The sequence below is a fragment of the Pseudomonas sp. GM25 genome (genome assembly GCF_000282255.1).
In the GTDB taxonomy this organism is placed as follows: domain Bacteria; phylum Pseudomonadota; class Gammaproteobacteria; order Pseudomonadales; family Pseudomonadaceae; genus Aquipseudomonas; species Aquipseudomonas aphyarum.
Genome location: NZ_AKJQ01000043.1, coordinates 21,975 through 48,022, shown reverse-complemented (window position 1 = coordinate 48,022; position 26,048 = coordinate 21,975). Strand labels below are relative to the sequence as shown.

Genomic DNA, 26,048 nt, shown 5'->3' with positions numbered 1-26,048 from the left:
CGATCCTGGCGCTGAATTCGTCTCGCGTTATGTAGTTCATAGACTCACTACTATCCGTTTGCCCGGCCATGTCGCTTGCTTGAAATTGGCTGAATTCCCTTGCAATCAATTCCGCACCTCTGACGTTTATCAACACTTCCCTGGATTGATTACCTCGGAGCATTTCACCTGTTCACTCCGGGTGTGAGAAACGATAGGGCCCGGCCAAAAAACTCACAAGCCAGCGGATTCTGGCGCTGTTGTAGGCAAGATCGTCAGCTGATGTAGCCGTCCTACACGGCATCAAGGACTACTCATTCTCCAGCGCAAACGCTTCGACAATCTGCTCGATCACCGCCCTGACCCGCGCGGTATGGCGCAAATCCGCATGGGTCACCAGCCACACTTCATAAGGCAACGGCCGCGTACGCTCCGGCCACAGCCTGAGCAGACCATCGCGCTCGCCCATGTAGACCGGAATTTCTCCTACACCCAGACCGGCGGCAATCGAGCGTCGGACCAGCAGACTGGAGCTCAGACCGGCGACGATCCGCCCGCGAGTCACGGGCTCAGTCACCAGGGTCAGGTCCTTGTTGCCTTGCAGATATGGCTGGTACACCACCAGATCATGGCCCTCAAACGCACTGCCCGGCGCCGGCACACCATGCCTGTCGACATAGGCCTGCGAGGCAAACAGCCCCACCGGCCAGCGCGCGATGCGCCGGGCGATCAGGTCCGGGTTGTCCGGGCGGGTGTTGCGCACGGCGATGTCCGCTTCGCGTTTGGCCAGGCTGAGGATCTGCGTGGAGGCGTCCAGTTGTACGCGCACGTCCGGATGCCGTTCGTGCAACTGCGCAATGGCCGGGATCAGGAAATCGATGGCCAGCGAATCGGTGGTGCTGACTCGCACACTGCCGGTCAGGCGATCGTCCAGGCCCTGGATACGCCGCTCCAGCTCCAGCGCCGAATGCTCCATTTTTTCCACCGACTTGAGCGCCGCTTCGCCGACGGCCGTCAGTGCATAGCCCTCGGAGGTGCGCAGGAACAAGGTCGCGCCCAGCGACTTTTCCAGTGCGGTGATGCGTCGCCCGACCGTCGCCTGATCCACGCCCAGCACGCGCGCGGCGCCGCGTAATGTCGACTCGCGGCAGACCGCAAGAAATACCCGTGCGTCATCCCAGTTCATACCGTTCTCCATTGATGCATAAACGCATCGTAACCACGCAAACTCGCTGCATTAACGCAGCAACGATAGCCGATATGCTGGACGCCATAAACCTTTCCACAGGATTGCCGTCATGCGCACTTCAACTGCTTCGCCTGAACGTCCGGACACGAGTGTCTGGCTGGCGATCTTCGCCGGACTCTGCGCCAGCCTGGTCAGCATCGGTCTGGCGCGTTTCGCCTACACGCCGCTGATCCCTTCGCTGATTCAGGCGCAGTGGTTTTCCGCCCATGATGTGGTCTATCTCGGCGCGGCCAACCTGGTCGGTTACCTGATCGGCGCCCTCCTCGGCCGACCGCTGGCACGCCGGCTCACCCAGAGAAACGCCTTGCGGCTGATGATGCTGGCGGTGACCGTGGCGTTTTTCGCCTGTGCGTACCCGGTGTCGGTGAGCTGGTATTTCGGCTGGCGCCTGCTGTCCGGTATCGCGGGCGGCGCGATCATGGTGCTGGTGGCCGCGACCGTGCTGCCCCACGTACCGGCCGCGCGCAAAGGCCTGGCCAGCGGGGCAATTTTCCTCGGCATCGGTCTGGGTATCGCCGGCTCGGGCACGATTGTTCCGCTGCTGTTAAGTCTGGGTTTGGAGGCGACCTGGCTGGGATTGGGCGTATTGTCGCTTGCACTGACGGCTTTGAGCTGGTTCGGCTGGCCCTCAGAGCTGCCCCATGCAACCACCGCAACGGCTCAGGTGGATCCGGTCGAATCGACACCGCCTGCTGTTTATCTGCTGTTTGCCCAGTACGCGTTCATGGCCGCCGGGCTGGTACCGGCCATGGTTTTCCTGGTGGATTACGTCGCCCGTGGACTGGGCGCCGGGGCGCACGTCGGCGCGCTGGTCTGGATCATGTACGGGCTGGGCGCCATCGTCGGCCCGGTGAGTTATGGCTTCCTCGCCGATCATCTCGGCGCGCGGACCGGCATTCGTCTGGTGCTGGTGGTGCAGGCGATCACCCTTGGCTTGCTGGCCATTTCGCATTCGTTCCTCGCCTTGGCGCTGCTGGCGGTGATCCTCGGTTCGTTTCCACCGGGCATTGTCCCGCTGGCATTGGCCCGGGTGCATGAGCTGGTGCCGGATCATCATCGCCAACAGGTGGCGTGGAGCCGCGCCACGGTGTCGTTCGCCACGTTTCAGGCGCTGGCCGGATTCGCCTATTCGGCGCTGTTCAACGCCACGGGCGGACAGCATGTCCTGCTCTTTGTGATTGCCGGCGGTGCCATCGTGATCGCGCTGATACTTGAGCACGCCATGAAACTGCTGCCCTCCTCCGTCGAACAACGCTGCTGCGCCCAATGAGGGGAATCATTGCGCCCTGCCTGTGCTCCCATCTACTGATCACTTGTTTCAAGAGGAATCGAAAATGACGTTGCCTACCGAAATGACCCGAATCGAAATCACCGAACCGGGCGGGCCCGAAGTTCTGCAATCCCGACGCGTCCCGCTGCCGGTCGCCGCAGAAGGCGAAATACTGATCCGCGTACACGCCGCCGGCATCAATCGCCCCGACGCCCTGCAACGTGCCGGCAAATACCCGATGAAGCCCGGCATGAACCCGATTCCTGGCCTTGAAGTAGCCGGCGAAGTCGTGGCGATTGGCAACGGCGTCAGCACATTCGCGGTCGGTGACCGGGTCTGCGCGCTGACCAATGGCGGAGGTTACGCCGAATACTGCACGGTCCCGGCCGGCCAGGCCCTGCCGATTCCCGATGGGCTGGACTGGATTCAGGCAGCTGCAATTCCGGAAACCTTTTTCACGGTGTGGGCCAATCTGTTCGGCCTCGGCAGCGCCAGCCGTGGCCAGCGCGCCTTGATCCACGGCGGAACCAGCGGCATCGGCACCACCGCGTTGATGCTGTGCCGCGAGTTTGGCATCGAAGCCTTCGCCACCGCCGGCAGTGCGGACAAATGCGCAGCGATCCACAATCTGGGCGGCGAAGCGATCAACTACCGGGAACAGGATTTCGCCGCTGTCATCGCTGAAAAAACCGCCGGCCAGGGCGTCAATGTGATCCTCGACATCATGGGCGGCTCGTACCTCAACGGGAATATCAGCGCCTTGGGGATGGATGGGCGGTTGGTGATGCTCGGTTTCCTCGGTGGCGCGCGGGCCAATGACATCGATCTGCTGGCGATCCTCGGCAAGCGCGCAGTGGTCACCGGCTCCCTGCTTCGCGCACGTACCTCGGCGGAAAAAGCTGCCATCGCCGATCAGTTGCGCGAACACGTCTGGCCGGTGCTCGCCGCCGGACGCTGCCTGCCGATCATCGACAAGGTCTACCCGCTCGCCGACGCAGCCAAGGCCCATGCGCACATGGAAGCGGGCGACCACATCGGCAAGATCGTGCTGAAGATCGACTGAGTCGTTGCAGCATTTTGTAATCGTTGCAGGCGTGCGGTGGTCGAAAATGTCACGCGCGAGTCTAGGCATCTGGTAAAAAGCGTTCTTTGTCCACGCCGTGGTGAAACGTTTAATGTTCCTTGCCTTCATGACCCGACTTCGACGCCGCCGTCTGGCGTTCGCCTGCATGGCCGCCCTGATCATCGGCGTGCCGGCGAGTTGTGCCGTGCTGGAACACACCGAACGCAAGCTGTTGTTCCGCATCGAACCGGGCACCGCCGGCTGGTATCACGGCTTGCCCGGCAGCGTGCAGGAACTCGATCTGAAACCGAAAAGCTTCAAGGCCGGGCAAAACATTCACGCCTGGTGGTGGCCGGCGGAGCGCGCCGATGCTCCGGCCGTTCTTTATCTGCACGGCGTACGCTGGAACCTCACCGGGCAACTGTTTCGTATCGAGCAATTGCGCGCAGCAGGTTATTCGGTACTGGCCATCGACTATCGCGGCTTCGGCCAGAGCCATGGCGACCTGCCGTCGGAAAGCACGGTGTACGAAGATGCGCGGGTGGCCTGGGAACGCTTCCAGCTGTTGCAACCGGACCCGAACAAACGCCTGATCTACGGGCATTCGCTGGGGGGCGCTGTCGCCATCGATCTGGCTGCCGAACTTGGCCGCGATGCTGCCAGAAATCACACCCCACTGCCGGTGCGGGGACTGGTTATCGAATCCACGTTCACGTCACTGGCGGATGTCGCGGCTGCCGTGGCCAATACCTCTCTTCCGGTGCGTTGGTTGCTGTCGCAGAAATTCGATTCCATCGACAAGATCGCCGAGATCCACATGCCGCTGCTGGTGGTGCACGGCCTGGCCGACGCATTCGTGCCGTCACGCTTCAGCGAGCAACTGTTCGCCGCTGCCCGACAACCGAAACGCCTGTTGCTGGTGCCGGGCGCAACGCACAACAACAGCATGGCGCTGGGCGGACAGAACTATCGCAAGGCGATCGATGCGCTGATGCAAACCCGACCTGCCGCCCGGGTGGCGGGCGCCGCGGTACAGAAGAACCCGCGCGACTCCTGACGCCCCTCCCCGCAGACCATCGGTCACCCCGAAAGGAAATTCTTGCAGCATCGGCTGGCAATCCGGCGTTCTAACGCTTTGCTGGATGGAGTCAATCCATGACGCTGCTTCGACACACCCGGCCGCGCCGCGTCTAACTGCCTATTCGGGAGCACCCTCATGAAAATCAACCCGTACCTGATCTTCAACGGCGACTGCCGCGCGGCCTTCACGTTTTACGAGCAATGCCTGCAAGGCAAACTCGAAGCGATGATGACCTTCGGCGAAACCCCAGCCGCCGAACATGTCCCCAAAGAGCATCACAACCTGATCATCCACACCTGCCTGAAAGTCGGCGATCAGATGCTCATGGCGTCGGACACCACGCCCGACCGCCCGACCCAAGGCATGAGCGGTTGCTCGATTTCCCTGAATGTCGACAGCATCGCCGAGGCCGAACGGGTGTTTAACGCCCTGGCCAAGGACGGTCGTGTCGACATGCCGCTGGAAGCCACCTTCTGGGCAGCGCGCTTCGGCATGCTGGTGGATCGTTTTGGCGTGTCGTGGATGGTCAATTGCGAAAGTGACAAGTGACGCTCTCATTGCACCGGACATGAAAAAGCCCGACCTCTTCAGGCCGGGCTTTTGCGTTCAACGCTGGGCCAGCTCGTGCCGAACGCACTGTTCGTAGTAGGTCTGCTTGACGGCCGCCGGCTTGAGCCGCGACGCGCTGTCGTAGGTCTGCTCGGTGATGCCCATGGCGGTCATGCGCATCCACGGTTGCTGGAACTTGCGCGCCTGCAAGCGCTTGCGCGCACCATAAAGAGAAATGCCCGAAAGCTTCGATTGTTGCGCACCGGCGGCGATGTCCGAACCCCAGGTACACGCAAAACGATGGCTCTTGCTCAGTTCCCTGGCCTGGGCCTCCAACGCGAACAGAGCGAGGGAAAGCGTTGCTACGGTGATGACAATCGTCCGCATATAGCCCACCTAACCTTTTGAAAAAAGGCGAGTTTGCCGGGACTTGAAACATTCGGGGGCCAGCAATTTGCCGCCTGTTGCAGCCATGCTCGACCGGAGGCTCTCCACACAGATGCGCGGCTACACAGCCACCCGTCTCCCACCTCTCCCGCCCGTCAGCCGCTCGGCACTTTGTTTCGCCTCTGATTTTCCAAGGTAAATCCAACCGACGCGGAAGCCCCGACGATGAACAGAACCATTGCAGCCCTCATGCTTGGAAGTCTTTTGTCTGCCACCGCACCGCTTGCAATGGCGGGAAGCAGCGTCCCGCCAACCGGCATTCCTGGAGTCAATCAGGGAGGCACCGAATCCAAGGAAGACAAGGCCGACAAAAAGGGTGAGGAAGCCTCGGGGTCGAACTCCGGTGCAGAGTCCCACGAGACAGAGAAGGATGCGCAAACATCCAGTGGCTCAAAGGATGGGATGGAAGAAAAGAAACCCTGAACGACTTTGCCGCCTCTGCAGTTTTCGCAGACACAAAAAAGCCGATCTTCCGATCGGCTTGACTGTTTTACGCGCATCCCTTTTCCAAGGCCGGGATGATGGACTTCAGCGTTTGAGCTTGCGCTTGTTGCGGTATTGGTCGATCACCACCGCGACCACGATGATCAGTCCCTTGATGATGTCCTGGATATACGCATCGACCCCGACAAACGTGAACCCGCTGGCCATCACCCCCAGGATCAGTGCGCCGATCACCGTGCCGGTGATGCGCCCCACCCCGCCCGCCAGACTGGTACCACCGATAACTGCGGCGGCAATCGCATCCAGCTCATAGGACATGCCCATCCCGGCCTGTCCGGTGGCGGCGCGAGCCGAAGCCACCACGCCGGCCAGCCCCGCCAGCAACCCGGCGATGCTGTAGACGATGACCAGATGGCGTTTGACGTTGATACCGGACGTGCGCGCCGCCTGCATGTTGCCGCCGATGGCGTAGGTGTATTTGCCGTATTTGGTGTAGCGCAGCGCGATGTGGAAGATCACCGCCACCACCAGAAAGATGATCACCGGCATCGCGCCGTGGCCGATCGCCGTGTAGGAATCCGAGAGCATGCTCACCGGCTGGCCTTCGGTGTAGTAACGCGCCAGGCCACGGGCCGACACCATCATGCCCAGTGTGGCAATGAACGGCGGAATCCCGGTGATGGCGATGATGCTGCCGTTGATCGCCCCCGCCAGCAGCCCGACACCGAGCCCGGCAATCACCGGAATCCAGACCGGCAAATCGGTCAGTGACGGGAACACCGCCCGGGCGAAATCCGAGGTCTGCGCCAGACTGGCCGCTATCATCGCCGACAACGCGAGCACCGAGCCCGACGACAGGTCGATACCGGTGGTGATGATCACCTGGGTCACGCCAATCGCCAGCAGACCGATGATCGACACTTGCAGGATCATCAACACCAGCCGCTGGGAGTTCATCAGAAAGCTCTGGTCGCGCACGATCCAGCCGAACAGTTCGAACACCAGGCCAATGCCGATCAGCACCAGGAAAATGCTCAGTTCCGTCGGAAAGCGCCGACGACTCTTGACCGGTGCCGTGGCCGGTTTGTTTTCCAGTATCGCGTTCATAACCACTCACCTTTCTATCGCATCATCGACGGCGGCCTCGGCCGCCAGCGGTATCCATTAATGAACCGAGGACAGGCCCGAAGCCAGTTGCATCACCCGCTCCTGAGTCGCCTCGCTGCGGTCGAGGGTGCCCATCAGGTCGCCCTCGTGCATGACCATCACCCGGTCGCTCATGCCGAGCACTTCCGGCAGTTCCGAAGAAATCATGATCACCGCCATGCCCTCGCTGGCGAGGTAGGCGATGAGCCGGTAAATCTCGGCCTTGGCGCCGACGTCGATGCCGCGGGTCGGCTCGTCGAGAATCAGGATTCGCGGATTGGTCATCAGCCAGCGGGCCAGCAAGGCTTTCTGCTGATTGCCGCCCGACAGGGTGTCGATGCACTGTTCCAGCGACGGGGTTTTCACCCGCAACTTCTTGCACATGTCTTCGCACAAGGCGCGCAAGGCTTTTTGCTGGATGAACCCGTGGCCGGCGTAGTGCGGCAGCACCGCCATTTCCATGTTTTCCAGCACCGAGAGGCACGGGAACAGACCACTGAGTTTGCGATCCTCGGTCAACAGCGCGAAGCCCTTCTCGATCGCCATGTGCGGATCGCTGATGCGCACCACCTCGCCATCGAGGCGGATCTCGCCACCGTCGCTGGGCGTGATGCCGAAGATCGCTTCGGCCACGTTGGTCCGGCCGGAGCCCATCAACCCGGCAATGCCCAGGATTTCCCCGGCATGCAGGTCGAAGGAAACACCCTTGAAGATGCCATCGAGCTTGAGGTCGCGCACCGACAGCAACAGATCGCCGATCGGCTTTTCACGCACCGGAAACAACTGGCTCAACTCGCGACCGACCATCATCGAAATCAGGCTGTCGCTGTCCATGGAATCGGCACGTTGCAGGCCGATGTAGGCACCGTCGCGGAACACCGCCACTTCATCGGCGATCGCGAACACTTCGTTCATTTTGTGGGTGATGTAGATGATGCCTTTGCCCTGGCTTTTCAGGTCGGCAATGATCGAGAACAGATGAGCGACTTCCTTGTCGGTGATGGCCGATGTCGGTTCGTCCATGATCAGGATGTCGGAGTCGTAGGACACGGCTTTGGCGATCTCGACCATCTGCCGCTCGGCGATACTCAGATTGCCGACCAGCTCTTCGGGATCAAGGTTGATCCGCAGGCGCTCCAACAGTTTCGCCGTGCAGCGGTGCATTTCCCGGTGATCGATCATGTGCAAGCCGTTGAGCTGCTCGCGGCCGATCCAGATGTTTTCGGCAATGCTCATGTGCGGCATCAGGTTGAGTTCCTGGTGGATCATTGCGATCCCGGCCTGAAGCGCTGCCAGTGGTGTTTCGAACACCAACGGTTTGCCCCGCAGGCGCAGTTCGCCGGCGTCTGGCTGGTAGATGCCGGCGATGATTTTCATCAGGGTGGATTTGCCCGCGCCATTCTCGCCCATGAGCGCCAGCACAGAACCGGGACGTACCCGCAGTTGCACATCGGACAACGCCACCACACCGGGGAAACCCTTGCTGACGTTGAGGATCTCCAGCAGGTACGGCTCTTCGACAGGTAGTGCAGTGGGCGGGCTCCCCGTCAAAGGGGTGCTCGAAGCAGTCGCTGAAGCGAACATGATCAGGTACTCCATCAGCAAGGTCGCGGTCGCCACCTTGCGGGCTTATTGTTGTTATTGAACGGACGGACTATTTGAACTGGTCAACGTTTTGCGGCGTGATCAGGCGAAACGGCACCCAGACCGCCGGCTCGACCGGCTCGTTCTTCGCCATTCTCACCGCGGTATCGATGGAGCCGTCGGCCTGACCCTTGGCGTCCTGGAACACGGAAGCGGCCAGCGAGCCCTTCTTCACGGCGTTCAAGCCGTCCGGCGTACCGTCGACACCCGCGATCAACACGCTGCCTTTGGCGACGCCGGCCTGTTGCAGGGCCATGGCGGCACCGATGGCCATTTCGTCATTGTTGGAGACGACCGCATCGAACTTGCGGCCCTGGGTCAGCCAGTCGTTGACCAGGGTCATGCCCTTATCCCGCAGCCAGACGCCGCTCTGCTCCTGCTCGACCTTGATGTCCGGGTATTTGGCCAGCACCTCTTTGACGCCCTTGGTGCGGTTGGTGGTGGAGTTGTTCGCCAGGTCACCCAGCAGAATCACGATGTCGCCCTTGCCGCCCATCTTGTCGGCCAGGTACTGCATCTGCATCTCGCCGGCCTCCAGGTCGTTTGAAGCAACGGTTACCACGCCTTTGGGCAGGTTCAGGTCATCGGGGCGGCGGTTGACGTAGACCAGCGGAATGCCGGCCTTCACTGCCGCTTCAGTAATCTTTTTGGTGGCGGCGGTATCCACCGGATTGACCACGATGGCGTCGACCTTCTGGCTGATGAAGCTTTCGACCTGGCTCAGTTGCTTGACCACGTCGCTACGGGCGTCTTCGAACTGCAGCTTGACGCCGTCGGGATAGGACTTGGCTTTCTTGTCCATGGATTCGCGCAGGTAGGTCAGCCAGGTGTCATCGAACTGGGACATGCTGACGCCGATCTTCATATCGGCCAGCGCGGCGCCGCTGGCGAACATCAGGGACAAGGCCAGTGAGGCAAAACGGGTCTTGGTCTTCATGAAAAGTCTTTCTCCACATTCTTGTTGGTTTTATGGATGAGGCATGACGATTTCAGTAAGCGGACAAGCAGTCGAGGCGTTGGAACGTGTCGCGAGACAGTGAAACTGGAATCGACTTTATTGGAAAATATTTTCCATATCAACCTGTTTTAGAATTTTATTATGATTTTATTCCATGGCTTGCAAACTCGCTCAGTTCCACTACCTGATGACGCTTGAAACTCAGGCGCGCAGCGTCTAGCACGCGGGTTGTCGCCAGTGCATCACGGGCGTCCACGGGCAGTGGGCCACCGTTTTGCAACGCGATTTGTAGCTGCAAATAGAACTGACTCCAGCAGCCGCGTTCGGAAGGAACCCGCTCGCGCTCTTCTCCGTGCTCGAACCAGCCCCAGCGGCGATGCTCCTCGACGCCCCAGCGCTCGCCTTCGGTTTTCGGCGAAAGCCCGGCCAGCGCCTGGGCCTCCTGCCCGTCCAGCCCCTCGACGCTGTAACAACCCAGCGTACCGCTCACCCGAAAACGCGGGCCGGGGCTGTTTTGCAGGCAACTGCCGCCCAGATGCGAGGTCACGCCGCTGGCGTGGGTCAGGGACATGAAGAAGCCGTGATCGAATGCCTGATCTTTCTCCAGGTAGTCCAGTTCGGCGTAAACCCGTGTCACCGGGCCGAACAGCAACAGCGCCTGATCGACCAGATGACTGCCCAGATCGCGCAGGAAACCACCGCCGCTGCCGTTGTGAACCGACGACGGCGAGTAACGCTCGATCCGCGACTCGAACCGGCTGACCTGGCCCAGCGCGCCGGATTCGATGAGTTTGCGCACGGTTAAAAAGTCCGAGTCCCAGCGCCGGTTCTGATAGACGCTGAGCGGTACATTCTGGCGCTCGGCCATGGTGATCAGGGTTTGCGCCTGCTGCCAGTCGGCGGCGAACGGCTTGTCGCTGACCACCGCCACGCCGTGTTCGATGCCGTCGAGCACCAGTGCCGGCCGTCCTTTGAGGGGCGTCGATACCACCAGCACATCGATTCCCGCTTCCACCAACTGGCCGATGCTGTCGAAGGCCGGCACACCCGGATGCTCCGCCGCCAGCAACTGTCGGCGCTCCGCTGAACGGGTGACCACGCCGACGAACGTCGCCGCCGGCAGGCTGCTGATCAGCGGAGCATGAAAAAACCGGCCGCCATGGCCGTAACCGACAAGTCCGATGCGCATACAAGTATTTCCCTGAATAAAACGCGGCCCCTGTGGGAGCGGGCTTGCCCGCGATGGCGGCGGCACATTCCACATTGATGTGCCCTGATAGACCGCAATCGCGAGCAAGCTCGCTCCCACAGGGATTTGCGTCAGCTGTAGAAATGGGGGCGATCAGGCAGTGCGACCTTGACGATCGCCCCGCTGTTCTGCGCTTCGATGCACGCATCGGCAGCAACCGCTGCGGCAAAGCCGTCCCACGCCGACGGCCCACCGACCTGCCCTGCCCGCACGCCATCGATGAACGCCTGCAATTCGACGTCATAGGCCGCGATAAAGCGATCCTTCCAGTCCATCAGAATCGCGTTGGACAGCTTGGCCCCGCTGCGCAATTGAACCTGGGACGGCTCCGGCAGTTTGGCGATGCCGGTCTCCCCCACCACTTCGCACTGGATGTCGTAGCCGTACTGGCAATTGACGAAAACTTCCACGTCGATGCGCGTGCCGTTGGCGGTTTCCAACAGCACGATCTGCGGATCTTTCAAATGCGCGAGGGCCTTGCTGCTCTTGCGCGGGAACACCACCTGCACCGAGACGTAATCGTCATCGAGCAACCAGCGCAGTACGTCCAGCTCATGGATCAACGTGTCGGTGATCGCCATGTCGGTCTTGTAGTTTTCACCCACGCTCGGGTTGCGGTGCGCGCAATGCAGCATCAACGGTTCGCCGATCTGGCCGCTGTCGATCACCGACTTCAACGCGCGATAACCTTCATCGTACGGACGCATGAAACCGACCTGCACCAGCCGTTTGCCGTGGGCTACTTCAGCCTCGACGATCTTGCGGCAGCCTTCGGCGGTCACCGCCAGTGGCTTCTCGCAGAACACCGGTTTGCCCGCCGCGATGGCGGCCAGCACGAACTCCTCGTGGCTCGGGCCCCAGGAGGTGACGAGGATCGCCTCGACGTCCGGCGCCTGGATCAGCGCGTGGCCGTCGGGATAGACCTCGGCGGTCAGTTTCAGGTCAGCGACGACCTTGGCCGCCTGCTGCAGATTGATGTCGGTAACCGCCACGACCTGACTGTTGAGCAAGGTCTGGCTGCAACGACGGATGTGGTCCTGGCCGATGGCCCCGGTGCCGATGACGCCTAGCCGCAACGCTTGGGAAAGCAATGACATGAAAGGATTCCTTGTAGTTGTTCGATTCAGGGCAATCAGTACTGACGGGCCTTGGCCAGTCGTTCGTTCAGGGTTTTGGCCACCGCGTCGGTGCGGGCGCTGGTGGAGACTTGCGCCACGCCGACCCGCCACCACGACAGGTAACCGTGAATCATGGTCTTGGGCAGAACCTTGATGTCGATCAGGGTCGAGACTGTCTGCAAGCGAGCATCGGCCAGCGCCGCCCGCAGCTCTTCAACGGTGTTCACCTTGTAGGTCTTGCAGCCGTAGGCCGCCGCGCTCATGGCGAAATCCACCGGCACGAAAGCGCCGTCGAGCTTGCCGGTTTGCGGGTTGCGGTAACGAAACTCGGTGGCAAAGCTGTCCATGCCGTTGCCCATCTGCAGGTTGTTGATGCAACCGAAGGTCATGTTGTCGAACAGCACCACGTTGATCTTGCGCCGCTCCTGGATCGAGGTGGCGAGTTCCGAGTGCAGCATCATGTAAGAGCCGTCGCCCACCAGCGCATAAACCTCGTGCTCAGGCTCGGCGAGCTTCACGCCCAGCGCCGCGTTCACCTCATAGCCCATGCACGAATATCCGTATTCGACGTGATAGGTGTTAACGCCCTTGCTGCGCCAGCTGCGCTGCAAGTCACCGGGCAGGCTGCCGGCAGCGGCGACGATCACCGCGTCATCGGCAAGAGTTTCATTGAGCACGCCGAGCACGCGACTCTGAGTCAGGCAGGAACCGGTCAGCTCGATGAACTCGCGCAACACCGCCGGATCGAGGTGGTCGTTGATTTCCGGGATGAAATCCCGGGCCTGATAGTCGATCTGATACAGGCGATCCACTTCCTCATCCAGTTGCGCCCGTGCCTGACGGGGTTGATCGCCCCAGCCGGAACGGTAGTCACCCAGCGCTTCGGCCAGCGCCGACAAACCTGTCCTGGCATCCGCCAGCAGTTGCACGCCGTCGAGTTTCAGTGCATCGCACGGGCTGATGTTGAGGTTGAGAAATTGCACGTCAGGGTGTTGGAACAAGGATTTCGACGCCGTGGTGAAATCGCTGTAGCGAGTGCCGACACCGATGACCAGATCCGCGTCCCTGGCCAGCAGGTTTGCCGCCAGGCAACCGGTTTCGCCAATGCCGCCGACGTTCAGCGGATGGCTGGACACCAGCGCGCTCTTGCCGGCCTGGGTTTCGGCGAAGGGAATATCGAAGCGCTCGGCAAACGCCTGCAACGCCGCGTTGGCGCCCGAGTATTTGACGCCGCCGCCACAGATGATCAGCGGTTTGCGTTTGCCTTTGAACAACGCCACGGCATCGCCGAGCATCGCTTCAGTGGCCGGGCGACGCTCGATCCGGTGCACACGTTTTTGCAGGAAATAATCGGGATAGTCGTACGCTTCGGCCTGCACGTCCTGCGGCAGGGCCAGGGTCACGGCGCCGGTTTCGGCGGGATCCGTGAGCACACGCATGGCGTGGATCGCCGCGGTCATCAATTGCTCGGGGCGGTTGATGCGATCCCAGTATTTGCTCACGGCCTTGAACGCATCGTTGGTGCTGATGCTCAGGTCGTGGAACTGCTCGATCTGTTGCAACACCGGGTCCGGTTGACGGCAGGCATAGACATCACCCGGCAACAGCAGCAAGGGAATCCGGTTGGCGGTCGCGGTGGCGGCAGCGGTCAGCATGTTCGCCGCGCCCGGCCCCACGGACGAGGTGCAGGCGTAGATCTTGCGCCGCAGATGCTGCTTGGCGAAACCGATTGCAGCATGGGCCATACCTTGTTCGTTGCGGCCCTGATGGACGATCAGGTCACCGCTGTCCTGCTCCAGCGCCTGCCCCAGACCCAGCACGTTGCCGTGGCCGAAAATGGTAAAGATCCCGGCGATGAATTTGCTCTGAACGCCATCGACCTCGATGTACTGGTTGTCGAGGAATTTCACCAGGGCCTGGGCCATGGTCAGTCTTGTTGTGGTCATAACCGCACCTTTCAAATTCAGATCCGATCCCTGCGAGGGGCACTGTCAACTCAGGGATTTGCTCAGGTGGTCCATGCTCGCGCCGATCGCCGTTTGGATATCCGCCAGGCCATGGACGCTGTCGGCGAACGGTTCAAACGACAGGTAACCGCTGTAGCCGCCAGCGAGCAGGCTGTTGATTTGTGCCGCGTTGCCGAGAATGTCGTCCGCGCCCACCAGCACCCGATGACCATCGCAAAGGTTCGCCAGCGGCGCCTCGGTCTCCTCGACACCGGAGATGTGCACCAGCCCTGTCAGCTCAGGGAAAAACTCCTGCTCACCGGCCAAATGGTGATGAAAGGTGTCGTGCACCAGACGGAACACATCCAGCCCGCCGACTGCCTTGATCGCCTCCACCGCCGTGCGTTTGCGGCGCAGCGAGCAGGCTTTGAAACCCAGTGGCTCGATGAAACCCAGCAGGCCGTGATCACGCAGGATCGGCGCCAGCTCGCTCAACGCGGTGCGCAGGCCCGACGCACGTTCGGCGACGCTGCGCGGATCGGCACGGTCGTTCAACGGGCACATCACCAGCCCCCGCGCACCACAATCGCGGGCATAGGCAGCGAGCTTCAAGGCCTGCGCGCGGCGCTCGTCATTCCACACGTCAAACGGATACAGCGCGTTGATCGACAGCACGCTGATGCCGTGGGCCGTGCACAACTCACGCACGTGTCCGGGTGCGGTGCCGTCCTCGATCTCGATGCCTTTGAGGTCGTTGCGGATCTCGATGGCATCGGCCTTGAGGGTCACCGCCAACTCGATGAACGCCGGCAGGGACAAACGTGGAGCGACCATTCGGTTCAGGGCAAAACGCAGGGGAGTACTCATTCTTGTTGTTCTCCGCGCAGATGATTTATTTGGCCGTCGGCATGCTGAATTCCGGGCCCTTGGCGATGCTGTCGGGCCAGCGCTGCATGACGCTTTTGTAGCGGCTGTAGAAACGAATGCCTTCTTCTCCGTAGGCATGGTGATCGCCGAACAGCGAGCGCTTCCAGCCTCCGAACGAATGCCAGGCCATGGGCACCGGAATCGGCACGTTGATGCCGACCATCCCGACCTTGATGCTGCGAGCGAAGGCGCGGGCGATCCCGCCATCGCTGGTAAAACACGACACGCCATTGCCGAATTCATGGGCGTTGATCAGCGCCACGGCACTGGCGAAATCCGGCACGCGCACGATGCCCAGCACCGGGCCGAAGATTTCCTGCTGATAGATACTCATGTCGGTGGTGACGTGATCGAACAGCGTCGCGCCGACGAAAAAGCCCGCCTCGGCCCCCGGCACCTTGAAGTGGCGGCCGTCGACAATCAGCTGCGCGCCCTGGGCTACGCCCTGATCGATAAAACCTTCCACCCTGGCCTTGTGTTCGGCGGTGACCAGCGGGCCCATGTCGTTGTCGCCTTGCAGACCGTTGCCGACTTTCAATTGATCGATGCGCGGCAGCAGTTTGGCGATCAGTTGATCACCGACTTCACCGACCGCGACCGCAATCGAAATCGCCATGCAGCGCTCACCGGCCGAACCGTAAGCGGCGCCGATCAAAGCATCCGCCGCCTGATCCAGATCCGCGTCGGGCATGACGATCATGTGATTCTTCGCGCCGCCCAACGCCTGCACCCGCTTGCCGCGCGCGGTGGCCTGCTGGTGGATGTATTCGGCAATCGGCGTCGAACCGACAAACGAAATCGCCTCGATGTCCGGGTGCTGCAGCAAGGCGTCGACCGCCGTCTTGTCGCCCTGGACCACGTTGAACACGCCGTCCGGCAAACCGGCTTCGGTCAACAGGCGAGCCATCAGCAAACTGGCGGACGGATCGCGCTCGGACGGTTTGAGAATGAAGCAGTTGCCGGTGACCAACGCCAGCGGAATCATCCACAGCGGCACCATCACCGGGAAGTTGAACGGCGTGACCCCGGCGCAGACGCCGAGTGGCTGACGCAGGTTCCAGTTGTCGATGCCGCCGCCGATGTTGTCGCTGAACTCGGTCTTCAACAGGTTCGGCGCACCGCAGGCGTATTCGACGATTTCGATGCCTCGGGTGACTTCGCCCTTGGCGTCGGAAAACACCTTGCCGTGTTCACGGCTGATGATTTCGGCCAGTTCGTCGTGATGACGATCGAGCAATTCCTTGAACTTGAACATCACCCGCGAACGGCGCAGGGACGATTGCTCGGACCAGGCCGGGAAGGCCTTCAACGCCGAAGCGACGGCAGCGTCCACAGTCTTCTGACTGGCCAGCCCGACCCGCGCCTGAACGCCGCCGGTGGCCGGATTGAAGACATCACTGAATCGTTCACTACCGCTGCACTGCACCTGACCATCGATGTAGTGGCCTATGACCGGGGTGTCGCTCATCGTTCTTGTTCTCCGTGCGAAAGTTGGAATTCAGAGATCCAGCAGCCAGCTGTGCTGCGGGTCGTTATGGAACTGCCAGACGCGTTTCGGCCCGGCCATCACGTTCAGGTAGTAGGACTCGTAGCCATACGGCACGCTGACCGGGTGATAGCCCTTGGGGACGACGACGAGGTCGCTGTTTTCCACGGCCATGGCCTGATCGATGCTGCGGTCGTCGGTGTAGACCCGTTGGAACACGAAGCCCTGGGGCGGGTTGATCTGGTGGTAGTAGGTTTCTTCGAGAAAGCTCTGGTGCGGCAGATCGTCGGTGTCGTGCTTGTGCGGCGGGTAGCTCGACGAGTGCCCCGACGGCGTGCGCACTTCCACCACCAGCAGCGAATGCGCCGGCTCGCTGTCCGGCAGGATGTCGCAGACATAGCGGGTGTTGGCACCCTTGCCGCGCACGCTGCGCTTCATGGTTTCAGGCCTGATCAGGCGCGGGCCGAGGTTCGTGGGGGTCGAACCGGGAGCGGAACAAACCGCCACTTGCGAGTCACTCAATGCCACCACCTGCGCCTGACTGCCGGGTGGCAGGTACGCAGCGAACGGGGATTTGTCTTCGAACACCGACTGGCGATCACCGAGGTTGTCCCAGTTGAAAGCCCCCTGCCCCGGCGCTTCGCCGTGGATGCCAATCCGACCGCTGAGCAGCACCAGGCACAGCTCCTTGTCGCCCGCTGCGACAGGCAAGGTTTCGCCCAGGCTCAAGCGATAGGCGGCGAATCCCACGTATTGCAGTTCACCTTCAGCCAGCTCGACCATGGTCCGGCCACGGGCATTGCTTTTGACCAGCAGGCTCATCGCGCAGTCCTCTCGTCGAGCAGCGCCCGCAAGGTGTCGAAGCCTTTTTTCGCATAGACGTAACTCGGCGCCACTGCCGGATCCTGCTCGGCCTCGACCACCAGCCAACCGTGGTAATCGGCCGCCAGCAGCACGTCCAGCAGTTCGGCGAAGTCGATGTCACCGTCCCCTGGAACGGTAAAAGTGCCGTTGATGATGCAGTCGGGGAAGCTCCACAGGTTGTTGCGCGCCAGTTGCACCACCGGTTTGCGCACGTCCTTGAAATGCACGTGGCAGATGCGCGACAGGTGTTTGCGCAGCACCTGCAAGGGCTCGCCGCCGCCCATGTAGCAATGGCCCGAATCGAACAGCAGCCCGACTTCATTACCGGTCAACGCCATCAGGGTGTCGATGTCCGAAGGCGATTCGACGTAGGCGCCCATATGGTGGTGATACGCCAGACGCACGCCCTGGGACAGGGTGAAGCGCGCCAGTTCGGTCAGCTTGTCAGCGTATTGCTGCCACGCCTGTTCGGTGTGAAAACGCGGGCGCTCGACCAGCGGAATCCGTTGGCCCTGAATGGAATCGGCGACTTCACCGTAAACCAGCACGTTCGCGCCGTTCTTTGCCAGCAGCTCGACATGGCTGGCAATCGCGTCGATTTCCTCGGCTACCGAACGGCGCGCGAGGCGACTGGAATACCAGCCGGACACCAGCGCCAGGTCATACGGGCGCAACACGTCGCCAACGCCTTTGGCGTCCTTGGGAAACTTGCCGTTGAGTTCGAAGCCTTCATAACCGATGGCCTTGCCTTCGCTGAGGGCGGTGCTCAGCGGCGTTTCACCGCCGAGGGACGGCAGGTCGTCGTTGCTCCAGGAAATCGGGTTGATGCCAATTCGGATAGCGGGCATGGCTGCACCTTTTTTTGTTATTTCTAGAATGTTCAACCGCGGCTCAGGCCCGGGCCGTTCGCCAGGCATCGATCAGCTCGACGAAGGTGCCCTGTACCTGGCGGATCAGCGTCTCGTCATCGATCTCCCCGGCCAGCCAGGCGCGACTCGGCTCCTGAAAAATCGTCCGGCCCACGGCGAACCCACGGCAGGTCTGGCTCTGACTGGCCTGTTGAAAGCCTTCGGCCAACGCTGACGCCGGGGCATTCAGGCCCAGCAGCACCACACCTCGGCAATAGGGATCGCGCGCCTGGATCAGCTCGTCGAGCTGTTGCCATTCCTCAGCGCTCTGCGCTTCGATCTTCCACCACGCCGGATAGATGCCCAGGTTGTAGAGGCGTTTGAGCGCGCGATACAACACGTCGGGATGCGGTGAGGGGTGATCCTTGGGCGGGATGATTTCCAGCAGCAGTTCATGACCGCTGACTTGCGATGCCTGATACAGCGCCTTGATTTGCGCTTCCTGCTCCAGGCGCAGCATCGGTTCGTCGTCCGGATGGAATTGCACCAGGCATTTGATGATTTGCTCTTGCGGCCAGGCGATCAGGTTGCTGCCGATCGAGCGCCCGTGCTCGAAGGCCAGTGGCCGCGAGCCCTGCACCTCGACCGGCCGCGCCACCCACCAGCCTCGACCGGTGGCGGCGTTCAGCGAGTCCTGGCCGAAACGCTGATCCGCCAGCAGCCCGACATCGGCTTCGATGCCCTGCTCGCGCAAATCGCTTTCGACTCGCTCCACGGCCTTGATGAACAGTTGCTTGAGTTCGCCGATGGCGCCGAGGTCGCGTCCGCCCTTCTGGGCCAGTTCCACGAGTTGCCCGCGATGGTCGAAGGCAAAGATGAACAGTTGCTTCCACTGTTTGCGCGGCACACTGACCTGATGCAGGCGTTGCAGGGTGGCGTCCTGATCCGGACGGGTAATCGGCACCGGGCTGCTGAACAGGTAATCGAGTTCGGCACGGGTCGGCATCGCCGGCGCGCAGGCATGGCGCGACACCACCAGACCACCGCAGGCATTGGCCAACTGGCAGCAACGCTCGTCGCTTGCGTCCTCCAGCCAACCGCTGAGGAAACCCGACATGAACGCATCGCCGGCGCCCAGTACGTTCAGCACCTCGACCCGCACGCCGGGATAAATCGCGCCGTCTTCAAGACGTTGTGGAATCTCCCCGTGGATCACTGTGCAACCTTGCGGGCCGAGCTTGACCACCAGGGTTGCCGCGCTCAATCGTCGGACATTGCGCAGCGCAGTGAGCAAATCCTCGGAACCGCCGGCCATCAGAAACTCTTCTTCGGTCCCGACCACAAGGTCGAAGCGCGGGAGGATTTGTTGCACATGTTGGGTGACGTTCTGATCGGCAACGAAACGGGTTTCGCCGTCCGCCTTGCCGGCGAGCCCCCACAGGACCGGGCGGTAGTCGATGTCCAGCACCCGTTTGACGTTGTGCTTTTCGGCGTAGTCCAGCGCCTGGGTGCTCGCCTTGTAGACGCCATCGGTGGAGAAATGAGTGCCGGTGATCAGCAAGGCTTTGCTGGAGGCGATAAAGGCTTCGCTGATGTCTTCGGCCCGCAGCGCCATGTCGGCGCAATTTTCACGGTAGAAGACCAGGGGAAAGGTTTCCCGATCCTTGAGACCGAGCAGCACCATGGCGGTCAGTCGCTCCGGATCGACCTTGATGCCGCTGACATCGCAGCCTTCACGGGCCAGCGACTCGATCAGGAAACGCCCCATGTGATCGTCGCCGGTCCGGCTCAGCATCGCCGACCTGAGCCCCAGCCGGGCGGTGCCGAAGGCGATGTTGGCGGAGGAGCCGCCGAGGTATTTGGCGAAGCTGCTCACATCCTCCAGCCGTGCCCCGACTTGCTGCGCATAGAGGTCGACGCCGAGGCGCCCGAGGCAAATCAGATCCAATTGACGTCCACTGGCAAAACGAGTCTGGCCCATGCTGGCTCCTGTTATTTTTATCAGCCCGTGCCCAACGCGGTGACCGCGCCGGACACTCTTGGTGGATGCAGACTAAAACAAGCCGGATCGAACAATCAATAAATATTCCAATTATTTTTCACGTGGAATATTTTTTCCAATAAACTTCAGTGCAGGCGCTCCAGACGCAGTGCATCGTTTCAGCAGGCATCGCGCTGGCGCAAGCCCAAGATTTTGTCCGGGCCGAGCCTGTAGACTGCGCACAGCCAACCTATTGTCAGGGGACGAGAAGAACCACGTTCCTATAAGAACAAGTCAGAAGGATTATTTATGTCCAGCACCGATCAGCCGGCTACCGCCGAGAGCACGCCCGAGAGCGATCTTGCCAGCCCCCCGATCAATGCCGAGCGTCTGCTGCAGCTCATCACCCGTGAATACGAAAGCCTGCCGCGCCAGCTCAAACGCATCGCCAGTTACATGAGCCAGCAAAGCGACCGGATCATGGTCGACCGCATCAGCGACATCGCCCGCGAGTGCGAAGTGCATCCGTCGGCCATCGTGCGGTTTTCCCAGCGATTCGGTTTCAGCGGTTTCAGTGAAATGCAGGCGCTGTTCCGCGAGGCGTATACCCACAAAGCCACGCCGGTGCAGAACTACCAGCAGCGTATTCGCAGCATGATCGCCAACAAGTCGCAGAAAGCCAGCGGCGGCGATCTGGCCCGCGAATGCATCGACGCCACCCTGTCGGGCATCGAACGCCTGGGCCAGGAGCTCGATGACCAGGCATTCGAAAAGGCCGTGGACCTGGTGGTCAATGCCGACAATATCTATGTGGTCGGGGTGCGCCGCTCGTTCGCCGTGGCCGACTATCTGGTCTACAACCTGCAACACACCAACAAGCGCATCCACCTGGTCTCGGGCCTCGGCGGCAGCTATCGCGAGCAGATGCGCAGCGTGCGCGCCAATGACCTGGTGATCGCCATCAGCTTCACGCCGTACGGCAAGGAAACCCAGCACTGCCTGCGCATCGCCCAACACCATCAGGCGAAAACCCTGATCATCACTGACAGCAATCTCTCGCCCCTGGCCAAGCGCGCCAACACCCTGCTGCTGGTCAACGAAGGCAGTTCGTTTGCGTTCCGATCCCTGAGTGCGACCCTGTGCCTGTGCCAGGCGCTGTTTATCGCCGTGGCCTATCGACTGGAGTTGAAGGTGGATGAGATTCACGAGCAGGTCGGGTTTGAAGACTGACCAAACCGCCATCCCAGCGAATGCGGCAATTCAAAATATTTATTCCATTATTTGAACTCGGGGAATATTTATTCTATAAACAGGATCTCTGAAAACAAGAACTCAAAGGATCCTGTCATGCGTGAACTCGGAATCGGCCTTATCGGCACGGGCTTCATGGGGCGCGCCCACGCCCTGGCCTTTCGCAATGTCAGCGGGGCATTCGAACTGCCCTTCACCCTTCGCCTTGCCGCCCTGGCTGACGCCGATCCCGCACGCGCGCAAGCCTGCGCCACCGCTTGGGGTTTTGAGCAGGCCCATGGCGACTGGCAGCGATTGATCGACGACCCCAAGGTAAACCTGATCGCCATCACCACACCCAATCACCTGCACTACCCGATGGCCATGGCCGCTCTTGCCGCCGGAAAACCGGTTTACTGCGAGAAGCCGTTGGCGGTGAATCTTGAACAAGCTCTTGCCATGCACGTGGCGGCGAAGCATGCCGGCGTCGTCACCCGGGTCGGCTACAACTACCAGCACAACCCGATCATCGGCCTGACACGCGAGCTGATCCTGAGTGGCGAACTCGGCGAGATCATCAGTTTTCAAGGTGAATTCAGCGAAGATTTCATGGCCGATCCAGCCTCCCCCTGGTCGTGGCGCTGCGAACCCGAACATGCCGGTGGAGCACTGGCGGATCTGGGCAGTCACCTGCTCGCCATGGCGCGCTATCTAATGGGTGATGTCGAAGCGGTGTGTGCCGACTCCCAGACCGTCCATGGCCAACGCCCGGCCACAACCGGCAGCCAGGAACAACGCCGCATTGCGGTCGACGATCAGGCCCATGCGCTGTTGCGCTTCGCCAGCGGCGCACGCGGCACCTTCAGCAGCAGTTGGCTCAAGCATGGCTACAAGAATCATCTGAGCTTCGAAATCAGCGGCACCCGAGGCACCCTGGCGTTCGATCAGGAGCGCCTGAACGAGCTACGCCTGTGTCGCGCCGGCCAGGGCGGCTTCCAGCGTTTACTGGCCGGACCGGACTTGCCCGGCTACGCAGCATTCAGCCCGGCGCCGGGGCATCAACTGGGCTACAACGAGCTGAAAACGCTGGAAGTGCATGAGCTGATCATGGCGTTGGCCGGGAACGGGCAAACCGGGACTGATTTCGAGGAAGCGTTTGAAGTTGAACGACTGGCGACGGCGATTCGGGTCGCGGCTGAGGAGCGGCGCTGGGTGTCTGTCAGTGAAATCGCGGGCTAGTTTTGTGAGGGCACAAAAAAGCCGATCGGGATGATCGGCTTTAGTGTCTGACCTTGATGAAGAGGCAACTGGATCCCCTGCAAAAGTCACTGCGCATGAAAAAGCCCAACTCGCTAAAGTTGGGCTAAGTCATTGAATTATATGGTCGGGACGGAGTGATTCGAACACTCGACCCCTAGCACCCCATGCTAGTGCGCTACCGGACTGCGCTACGCCCCGACTAGGTTTGAAACTCGTTCTCCATCTCGAAGAACGCTCAAGAATATATCGCAAGCTTTTGAAAACTGGAAGTATTTAAAAGCAGGAAATTATTTCTTGAGAACCACCAGAACATCTTCGAGCTCGGCGATCATCTGGCGGATCATTTGCTTGTATTGAGTGGTGTCGTCTTTGGCTTCATCGCCGGACAGACGCAGGCGCGCGCCGCCGATGGTGAACCCCTGATCGTAAAGGAGCGCGCGGATCTGCCGGATCATCAGCACGTCCTGGCGCTGATAATACCGGCGGTTTCCGCGGCGTTTGACGGGGTTGAGTTGAGGAAACTCCTGCTCCCAGTAGCGCAGCACATGTGGTTTTACCGCACACAGCTCGCTGACTTCACCGATGGTGAAGTAGCGTTTGCCCGGGATAACGGGTAGTTCGTCGTTATGACTTGGTTCCAGCATAAGCCTCAACTCGGGCCTTCAACTTCTGCCCTGGACGAAAGGTGACCACACGGCGAGCCGTGATCGGGATTTCTTCCCCCGTTTTCGGGTTGCGGCCAGGCCGCTGGCGTTTGTCCCGAAGGTCGAAATTGCCGAAACCCGACAATTTGACCTGCTCGTTGTCTTCAAGAGCGTGCCTGATTTCCTCGAAAAACAGTTCAACCAATTCCTTGGCTTCCCGCTTGTTCAGGCCCAGCTCTTCATACAGACGTTCCGCCATCTCAGCTTTCGTCAAAGCCCCCATACGTCACTTCCTTAACGTGGCGTTCAACCTTTGTTCGAGCGAGGTGAGGATATTTTGCGTCGTCGAATTCACCTCATCGTCATTAAGAGTGCGCGATGGATGCTGCCAGGTCAAGCCGACTGCGAGGCTTTTTCTATCAGGATCAATGCCTTTACCCTGATATACGTCAAATAGCCTGAGGTCTGTCAGCCATTCGCCTGCATTTTCACGGATTACGTCCAGTACAGCCGAGGCTGCAACGTCTTTGTGCGCAATCAGTGCCAGGTCACGACGCACTTCAGGAAAGCGCGACAACTCGTGGAATTTCGGCATTTTACCCAGAGCGACTTCAGCCAGGACCAGCTCAAAGACGAAGACCGGACGGTCGAGACCCAGGGATTTCGATAGCTCAGGGTGAATCGCGCCGATAAAGCCGACTTCACGCCCTTCCCGCTCAATGCGCGCGGTCTGGCCCGGATGCAGTGCAGGGTGTTTGCCCGGGGCAAAAGTGAACTGATCCAGCGCACCGGCAAAGCCCAGCACCGCTTCTACGTCAGCCTTGACGTCGAAGAAGTCCACGGTATCGCGACCTTGCGCCCAGCCTTCCGGCAGACGGCTGCCGCATACCACACCGGCGATCATCGGCTCTTGCTTCAGACCTTCCAGCTGACCGACAAAGCGCAGACCGCTCTCGAACAGACGAACACGATCCTGCTGACGGTTGAGGTTGTGCTGCAACGCCTTGACCAGACCCGGCCACAGCGACGAACGCATGGCGGCCATGTCATTGGAGATAGGGTTCGCCAACAGCAGCGGCTCAACGCCCGGGTTGAACAGCTCGAACTGCTTCGGATCGATGAAACTGTAAGTGATCGCTTCCTGGTAACCACGAGCAACCAGCAGACGACGCAGTTCCGGCAGATCGCTGCGCGCTTCGGCCTTGGCCTGTGGCGCCAGACGAGCTTGCGGGTAACGAACCGGCAAGCGGTTGTAACCGTACAGGCGTGCCAGCTCTTCGATCAGATCGACTTCCAGGCTGATATCGAAGCGATGGCTCGGCACTTCTACGCGCCACTGTCCTGCTCCGTCGGCGGAAACTTTCAGACCCAAAGCGTTGAGCAGACGCTCGACTTCGGCCGAATCCATTTCCATGCCCAGCATCTGGGTAATGCGCTGAGCACGCAGGGTGATCGGCGCGATCGACGGCAAGTGCTGCTCGCTGACGGTCTCGATGATCGGGCCGGCTTCGCCGCCGGTGATTTCCAGCAGCAGGCCAGTGGCGCGCTCCATGGCTTCACGAGCCAGTTGCCAGTCCACGCCACGCTCGTAGCGGTGCGAAGCGTCGGTGTGCAGACCGTAGGAACGAGCCTTGCCCGCGACAGCGATCTGGTCGAAGAACGCACTTTCAAGGAATACGTCGCGAGTGGTCGCGGAAACACCGCTGTGCTCGCCACCCATCACGCCGGCAATGGCCAAAGCGCGAGTGTGGTCGGCGATCACCAGCGTATCGCTACGCAGGCTGACTTCCTGACCGTCGAGCAGTACGAGCTTCTCGCCCTCTTCCGCCATGCGCACACGGATGCCGCCATTGATTTCGGCGAGATCGAAAGCGTGCAGCGGCTGGCCCAGCTCGAGCATCACGTAGTTGGTGATGTCGACGGCAGCGTCGATGCTGCGCACTTCGGCGCGACGCAGGCGCTCAACCATCCACAGTGGCGTCGGTTTGGACAGGTCAACGTTGCGGATGACGCGGCCCAGATAACGCGGGCAGGCAGCAGGTGCCAGGACTTCTACCGAGCGCACTTCATCGTGCACCGCCGGAACGGTCATCACCACCGGGCGAGTGACCGGAGCGTCGTACAGAGCGCCGACTTCACGGGCCAGACCGGCCAGGGACAGGCAGTCGCCACGGTTCGGAGTCAGATCGACTTCGATGCTGGCGTCTTCCAGGTCCAGATAAACACGGAAATCTTCGCCCACCGGCGCATCGGCCGGCAGCTCCATCAGACCGTCATTGCCTTCACCAACCTGCAGCTCGGATTGCGAGCACAGCATGCCGTTGGACTCGACGCCGCGCAGCTTGGCCTTCTTGATCTTGAAGTCGCCCGGCAGCTCGGCACCGATCATCGCGAACGGAATCTTCAGGCCCGGACGCACGTTTGGCGCACCGCACACGACCTGGAAAGTTTCCGCGCCGTTGCTGACCTGGCATACGCGCAATTTGTCGGCATCGGGGTGCTGCTCGGTGCTCAGCACCTCGCCCACGACCACGCCACTGAAAACACCGGCGGCCGGCGTAACGCTATCGACCTCAAGACCGGCCATCGACAGACGTGCAACCAGCGCGTCGCGATCTACCTGCGGGCTGACCCAGCCACGCAGCCATTGTTCACTGAATTTCAT

The 26,048-nt window shown here is 61.0% G+C and carries 23 protein-coding genes and 1 tRNA gene; 7 read left to right on the top strand and 17 right to left on the bottom strand.

Annotated features, from left to right (window positions below):
* Positions 1–289: 289 nt before the first annotated feature.
* Positions 290–1,165 (bottom strand): LysR family transcriptional regulator, encoded by an 876-nt coding sequence (locus tag PMI24_RS17175; protein ID WP_007956071.1) that lies wholly within the window; start codon positions 1,163–1,165, stop codon positions 290–292.
* Between the two features lie 112 nt (positions 1,166–1,277).
* Between PMI24_RS17175 and PMI24_RS17170 the strand changes: the two genes are divergently transcribed.
* From PMI24_RS17170 to PMI24_RS17155, 4 genes are all read left to right on the top strand, one after another.
* Positions 1,278–2,498 (top strand): YbfB/YjiJ family MFS transporter, encoded by a 1,221-nt coding sequence (locus PMI24_RS17170; protein ID WP_007956070.1) that lies wholly within the window; start codon positions 1,278–1,280, stop codon positions 2,496–2,498.
* A gap of 64 nt (positions 2,499–2,562) precedes the next feature.
* Positions 2,563–3,561, top strand: coding sequence for an NAD(P)H-quinone oxidoreductase (locus PMI24_RS17165; RefSeq protein WP_007956069.1), 999 nt, complete (start codon positions 2,563–2,565; stop codon positions 3,559–3,561).
* 112 nt (positions 3,562–3,673) lie between these two features.
* Positions 3,674–4,618: an alpha/beta hydrolase gene (locus PMI24_RS17160; protein WP_045121796.1), complete on the top strand. Its 945-nt coding sequence runs from the start codon at positions 3,674–3,676 to the stop codon at positions 4,616–4,618.
* Between the two features lie 159 nt (positions 4,619–4,777).
* Positions 4,778–5,191 carry a VOC family protein gene (locus PMI24_RS17155; protein ID WP_007956062.1) on the top strand — a complete coding sequence of 138 codons (414 nt, stop codon included), beginning with the start codon at positions 4,778–4,780 and terminating at the stop codon, positions 5,189–5,191.
* 57 nt (positions 5,192–5,248) lie between these two features.
* On the opposite strand, the gene PMI24_RS17150 is transcribed toward PMI24_RS17155, so the two are convergent.
* Entirely contained in the window at positions 5,249–5,578 is a 330-nt protein-coding gene (locus tag PMI24_RS17150) for a hypothetical protein (RefSeq protein WP_007956060.1), read from the bottom strand.
* Positions 5,579–5,803: 225 nt separating this feature from the next.
* Here PMI24_RS17150 and PMI24_RS17145 point away from each other — a divergent pair, with 225 nt between their 5' ends.
* Positions 5,804–6,061 (top strand): hypothetical protein, encoded by a 258-nt coding sequence (locus PMI24_RS17145; RefSeq protein WP_007956057.1) that lies wholly within the window; start codon positions 5,804–5,806, stop codon positions 6,059–6,061.
* Between the two features lie 105 nt (positions 6,062–6,166).
* Here PMI24_RS17145 and PMI24_RS17140 read toward each other — a convergent pair whose 3' ends face one another.
* The 11 genes from PMI24_RS17140 to PMI24_RS17090 all read right to left on the bottom strand — a co-directional run bounded on the left by PMI24_RS17140 (position 6,167) and on the right by PMI24_RS17090 (position 20,249).
* Entirely contained in the window at positions 6,167–7,189 is a 1,023-nt protein-coding gene (locus tag PMI24_RS17140) for an ABC transporter permease (RefSeq protein ID WP_007956055.1), read from the bottom strand.
* A 57-nt stretch (positions 7,190–7,246) separates the two neighbouring features.
* Entirely contained in the window at positions 7,247–8,812 is a 1,566-nt protein-coding gene (locus PMI24_RS17135; RefSeq protein ID WP_007956053.1) for a sugar ABC transporter ATP-binding protein, read from the bottom strand.
* Positions 8,813–8,882: 70 nt separating this feature from the next.
* Positions 8,883–9,809 (bottom strand): sugar ABC transporter substrate-binding protein, encoded by a 927-nt coding sequence (locus PMI24_RS17130; protein ID WP_007956051.1) that lies wholly within the window; start codon positions 9,807–9,809, stop codon positions 8,883–8,885.
* Positions 9,810–9,969: 160 nt separating this feature from the next.
* Positions 9,970–11,019 carry a Gfo/Idh/MocA family protein gene (locus PMI24_RS17125; protein ID WP_007956049.1) on the bottom strand — a complete coding sequence of 350 codons (1,050 nt, stop codon included), beginning with the start codon at positions 11,017–11,019 and terminating at the stop codon, positions 9,970–9,972.
* Positions 11,020–11,150: 131 nt separating this feature from the next.
* A complete protein-coding gene (locus PMI24_RS17120; RefSeq protein WP_007956048.1) occupies positions 11,151–12,176 on the bottom strand; it encodes a Gfo/Idh/MocA family protein in 1,026 nt (341 codons plus the stop codon).
* A gap of 35 nt (positions 12,177–12,211) precedes the next feature.
* Positions 12,212–14,143, bottom strand: a complete 1,932-nt coding sequence (gene iolD, locus PMI24_RS17115; protein WP_007956047.1) for a 3D-(3,5/4)-trihydroxycyclohexane-1,2-dione acylhydrolase (decyclizing) — start codon at positions 14,141–14,143, stop codon at positions 12,212–12,214.
* A 45-nt stretch (positions 14,144–14,188) separates the two neighbouring features.
* The gene (locus PMI24_RS17110; protein ID WP_007956046.1) at positions 14,189–15,010 is read right to left on the bottom strand and encodes a TIM barrel protein; all 822 of its coding nucleotides are present in this window, start codon (positions 15,008–15,010) and stop codon (positions 14,189–14,191) included.
* Positions 15,011–15,035: 25 nt separating this feature from the next.
* Complete coding sequence (locus PMI24_RS17105) at positions 15,036–16,538, bottom strand: CoA-acylating methylmalonate-semialdehyde dehydrogenase (protein WP_007956045.1); 1,503 nt, start codon at positions 16,536–16,538, stop codon at positions 15,036–15,038.
* 30 nt (positions 16,539–16,568) lie between these two features.
* Positions 16,569–17,378, bottom strand: coding sequence for a 5-deoxy-glucuronate isomerase (gene iolB / locus PMI24_RS17100; RefSeq protein ID WP_007956044.1), 810 nt, complete (start codon positions 17,376–17,378; stop codon positions 16,569–16,571).
* Positions 17,375–18,268, bottom strand: coding sequence for a myo-inosose-2 dehydratase (iolE, locus tag PMI24_RS17095; protein ID WP_007956043.1), 894 nt, complete (start codon positions 18,266–18,268; stop codon positions 17,375–17,377). Before iolE ends, iolB begins: the two co-directional genes overlap by 4 nt.
* Before the next feature lie 43 nt (positions 18,269–18,311).
* The gene (locus PMI24_RS17090) at positions 18,312–20,249 is read right to left on the bottom strand and encodes a bifunctional 5-dehydro-2-deoxygluconokinase/5-dehydro-2-deoxyphosphogluconate aldolase (RefSeq protein ID WP_007956042.1); all 1,938 of its coding nucleotides are present in this window, start codon (positions 20,247–20,249) and stop codon (positions 18,312–18,314) included.
* Between the two features lie 309 nt (positions 20,250–20,558).
* On the opposite strand from PMI24_RS17090, the gene PMI24_RS17085 reads away from it, so the two are divergent.
* Positions 20,559–21,479, top strand: coding sequence for a MurR/RpiR family transcriptional regulator (locus PMI24_RS17085; protein WP_007956040.1), 921 nt, complete (start codon positions 20,559–20,561; stop codon positions 21,477–21,479).
* Positions 21,480–21,596: 117 nt separating this feature from the next.
* Complete coding sequence (locus PMI24_RS17080; RefSeq protein ID WP_007956038.1) at positions 21,597–22,718, top strand: Gfo/Idh/MocA family protein; 1,122 nt, start codon at positions 21,597–21,599, stop codon at positions 22,716–22,718.
* A gap of 142 nt (positions 22,719–22,860) precedes the next feature.
* Here PMI24_RS17080 and PMI24_RS17075 read toward each other — a convergent pair.
* The 4 genes from PMI24_RS17075 to pheT all read right to left on the bottom strand — a co-directional run bounded on the left by PMI24_RS17075 (position 22,861) and on the right by pheT (position 26,048).
* Positions 22,861–22,937: transfer RNA gene (locus PMI24_RS17075), tRNA-Pro, on the bottom strand.
* Between the two features lie 89 nt (positions 22,938–23,026).
* On the bottom strand, positions 23,027–23,383 hold the full coding sequence (locus PMI24_RS17070; protein ID WP_003179985.1) for a MerR family transcriptional regulator: 357 nt from the start codon (positions 23,381–23,383) through the stop codon (positions 23,027–23,029).
* The gene (gene ihfA / locus PMI24_RS17065) at positions 23,364–23,666 is read right to left on the bottom strand and encodes an integration host factor subunit alpha (protein ID WP_002553164.1); all 303 of its coding nucleotides are present in this window, start codon (positions 23,664–23,666) and stop codon (positions 23,364–23,366) included. The genes PMI24_RS17070 and ihfA overlap by 20 nt, the downstream gene beginning before the upstream one ends.
* 3 nt (positions 23,667–23,669) lie before the next feature.
* Complete coding sequence (pheT, locus tag PMI24_RS17060) at positions 23,670–26,048, bottom strand: phenylalanine--tRNA ligase subunit beta (RefSeq protein WP_007956036.1); 2,379 nt, start codon at positions 26,046–26,048, stop codon at positions 23,670–23,672.

Excerpts from the sequence above, each read along its gene's own strand:
- PMI24_RS17175 (WP_007956071.1), bottom strand. The coding sequence starts at position 1,165 with ATGAACTGGGATGACGCACGGGTATTTCTTGCGGTCTGCCGCGAGTCG.
- PMI24_RS17170 (WP_007956070.1), top strand. The coding sequence starts at position 1,278 with ATGCGCACTTCAACTGCTTCGCCTGAACGTCCGGACACGAGTGTCTGG.
- PMI24_RS17165 (WP_007956069.1), top strand. The coding sequence starts at position 2,563 with ATGACGTTGCCTACCGAAATGACCCGAATCGAAATCACCGAACCGGGC.
- PMI24_RS17160 (WP_045121796.1), top strand. The coding sequence starts at position 3,674 with ATGTTCCTTGCCTTCATGACCCGACTTCGACGCCGCCGTCTGGCGTTC.
- PMI24_RS17155 (WP_007956062.1), top strand. The coding sequence starts at position 4,778 with ATGAAAATCAACCCGTACCTGATCTTCAACGGCGACTGCCGCGCGGCC.
- PMI24_RS17150 (WP_007956060.1), bottom strand. The coding sequence starts at position 5,578 with ATGCGGACGATTGTCATCACCGTAGCAACGCTTTCCCTCGCTCTGTTC.
- PMI24_RS17145 (WP_007956057.1), top strand. The coding sequence starts at position 5,804 with ATGAACAGAACCATTGCAGCCCTCATGCTTGGAAGTCTTTTGTCTGCC.
- PMI24_RS17140 (WP_007956055.1), bottom strand. The coding sequence starts at position 7,189 with ATGAACGCGATACTGGAAAACAAACCGGCCACGGCACCGGTCAAGAGT.
- PMI24_RS17135 (WP_007956053.1), bottom strand. The coding sequence starts at position 8,812 with ATGTTCGCTTCAGCGACTGCTTCGAGCACCCCTTTGACGGGGAGCCCG.
- PMI24_RS17130 (WP_007956051.1), bottom strand. The coding sequence starts at position 9,809 with ATGAAGACCAAGACCCGTTTTGCCTCACTGGCCTTGTCCCTGATGTTC.
- PMI24_RS17125 (WP_007956049.1), bottom strand. The coding sequence starts at position 11,019 with ATGCGCATCGGACTTGTCGGTTACGGCCATGGCGGCCGGTTTTTTCAT.
- PMI24_RS17120 (WP_007956048.1), bottom strand. The coding sequence starts at position 12,176 with ATGTCATTGCTTTCCCAAGCGTTGCGGCTAGGCGTCATCGGCACCGGG.
- iolD (WP_007956047.1), bottom strand. The coding sequence starts at position 14,143 with ATGACCACAACAAGACTGACCATGGCCCAGGCCCTGGTGAAATTCCTC.
- PMI24_RS17110 (WP_007956046.1), bottom strand. The coding sequence starts at position 15,010 with ATGAGTACTCCCCTGCGTTTTGCCCTGAACCGAATGGTCGCTCCACGT.
- PMI24_RS17105 (WP_007956045.1), bottom strand. The coding sequence starts at position 16,538 with ATGAGCGACACCCCGGTCATAGGCCACTACATCGATGGTCAGGTGCAG.
- iolB (WP_007956044.1), bottom strand. The coding sequence starts at position 17,378 with ATGAGCCTGCTGGTCAAAAGCAATGCCCGTGGCCGGACCATGGTCGAG.
- iolE (WP_007956043.1), bottom strand. The coding sequence starts at position 18,268 with ATGCCCGCTATCCGAATTGGCATCAACCCGATTTCCTGGAGCAACGAC.
- PMI24_RS17090 (WP_007956042.1), bottom strand. The coding sequence starts at position 20,249 with ATGGGCCAGACTCGTTTTGCCAGTGGACGTCAATTGGATCTGATTTGC.
- PMI24_RS17085 (WP_007956040.1), top strand. The coding sequence starts at position 20,559 with ATGTCCAGCACCGATCAGCCGGCTACCGCCGAGAGCACGCCCGAGAGC.
- PMI24_RS17080 (WP_007956038.1), top strand. The coding sequence starts at position 21,597 with ATGCGTGAACTCGGAATCGGCCTTATCGGCACGGGCTTCATGGGGCGC.
- PMI24_RS17070 (WP_003179985.1), bottom strand. The coding sequence starts at position 23,383 with ATGCTGGAACCAAGTCATAACGACGAACTACCCGTTATCCCGGGCAAA.
- ihfA (WP_002553164.1), bottom strand. The coding sequence starts at position 23,666 with ATGGGGGCTTTGACGAAAGCTGAGATGGCGGAACGTCTGTATGAAGAG.
- pheT (WP_007956036.1), bottom strand. The coding sequence starts at position 26,048 with ATGAAATTCAGTGAACAATGGCTGCGTGGCTGGGTCAGCCCGCAGGTA.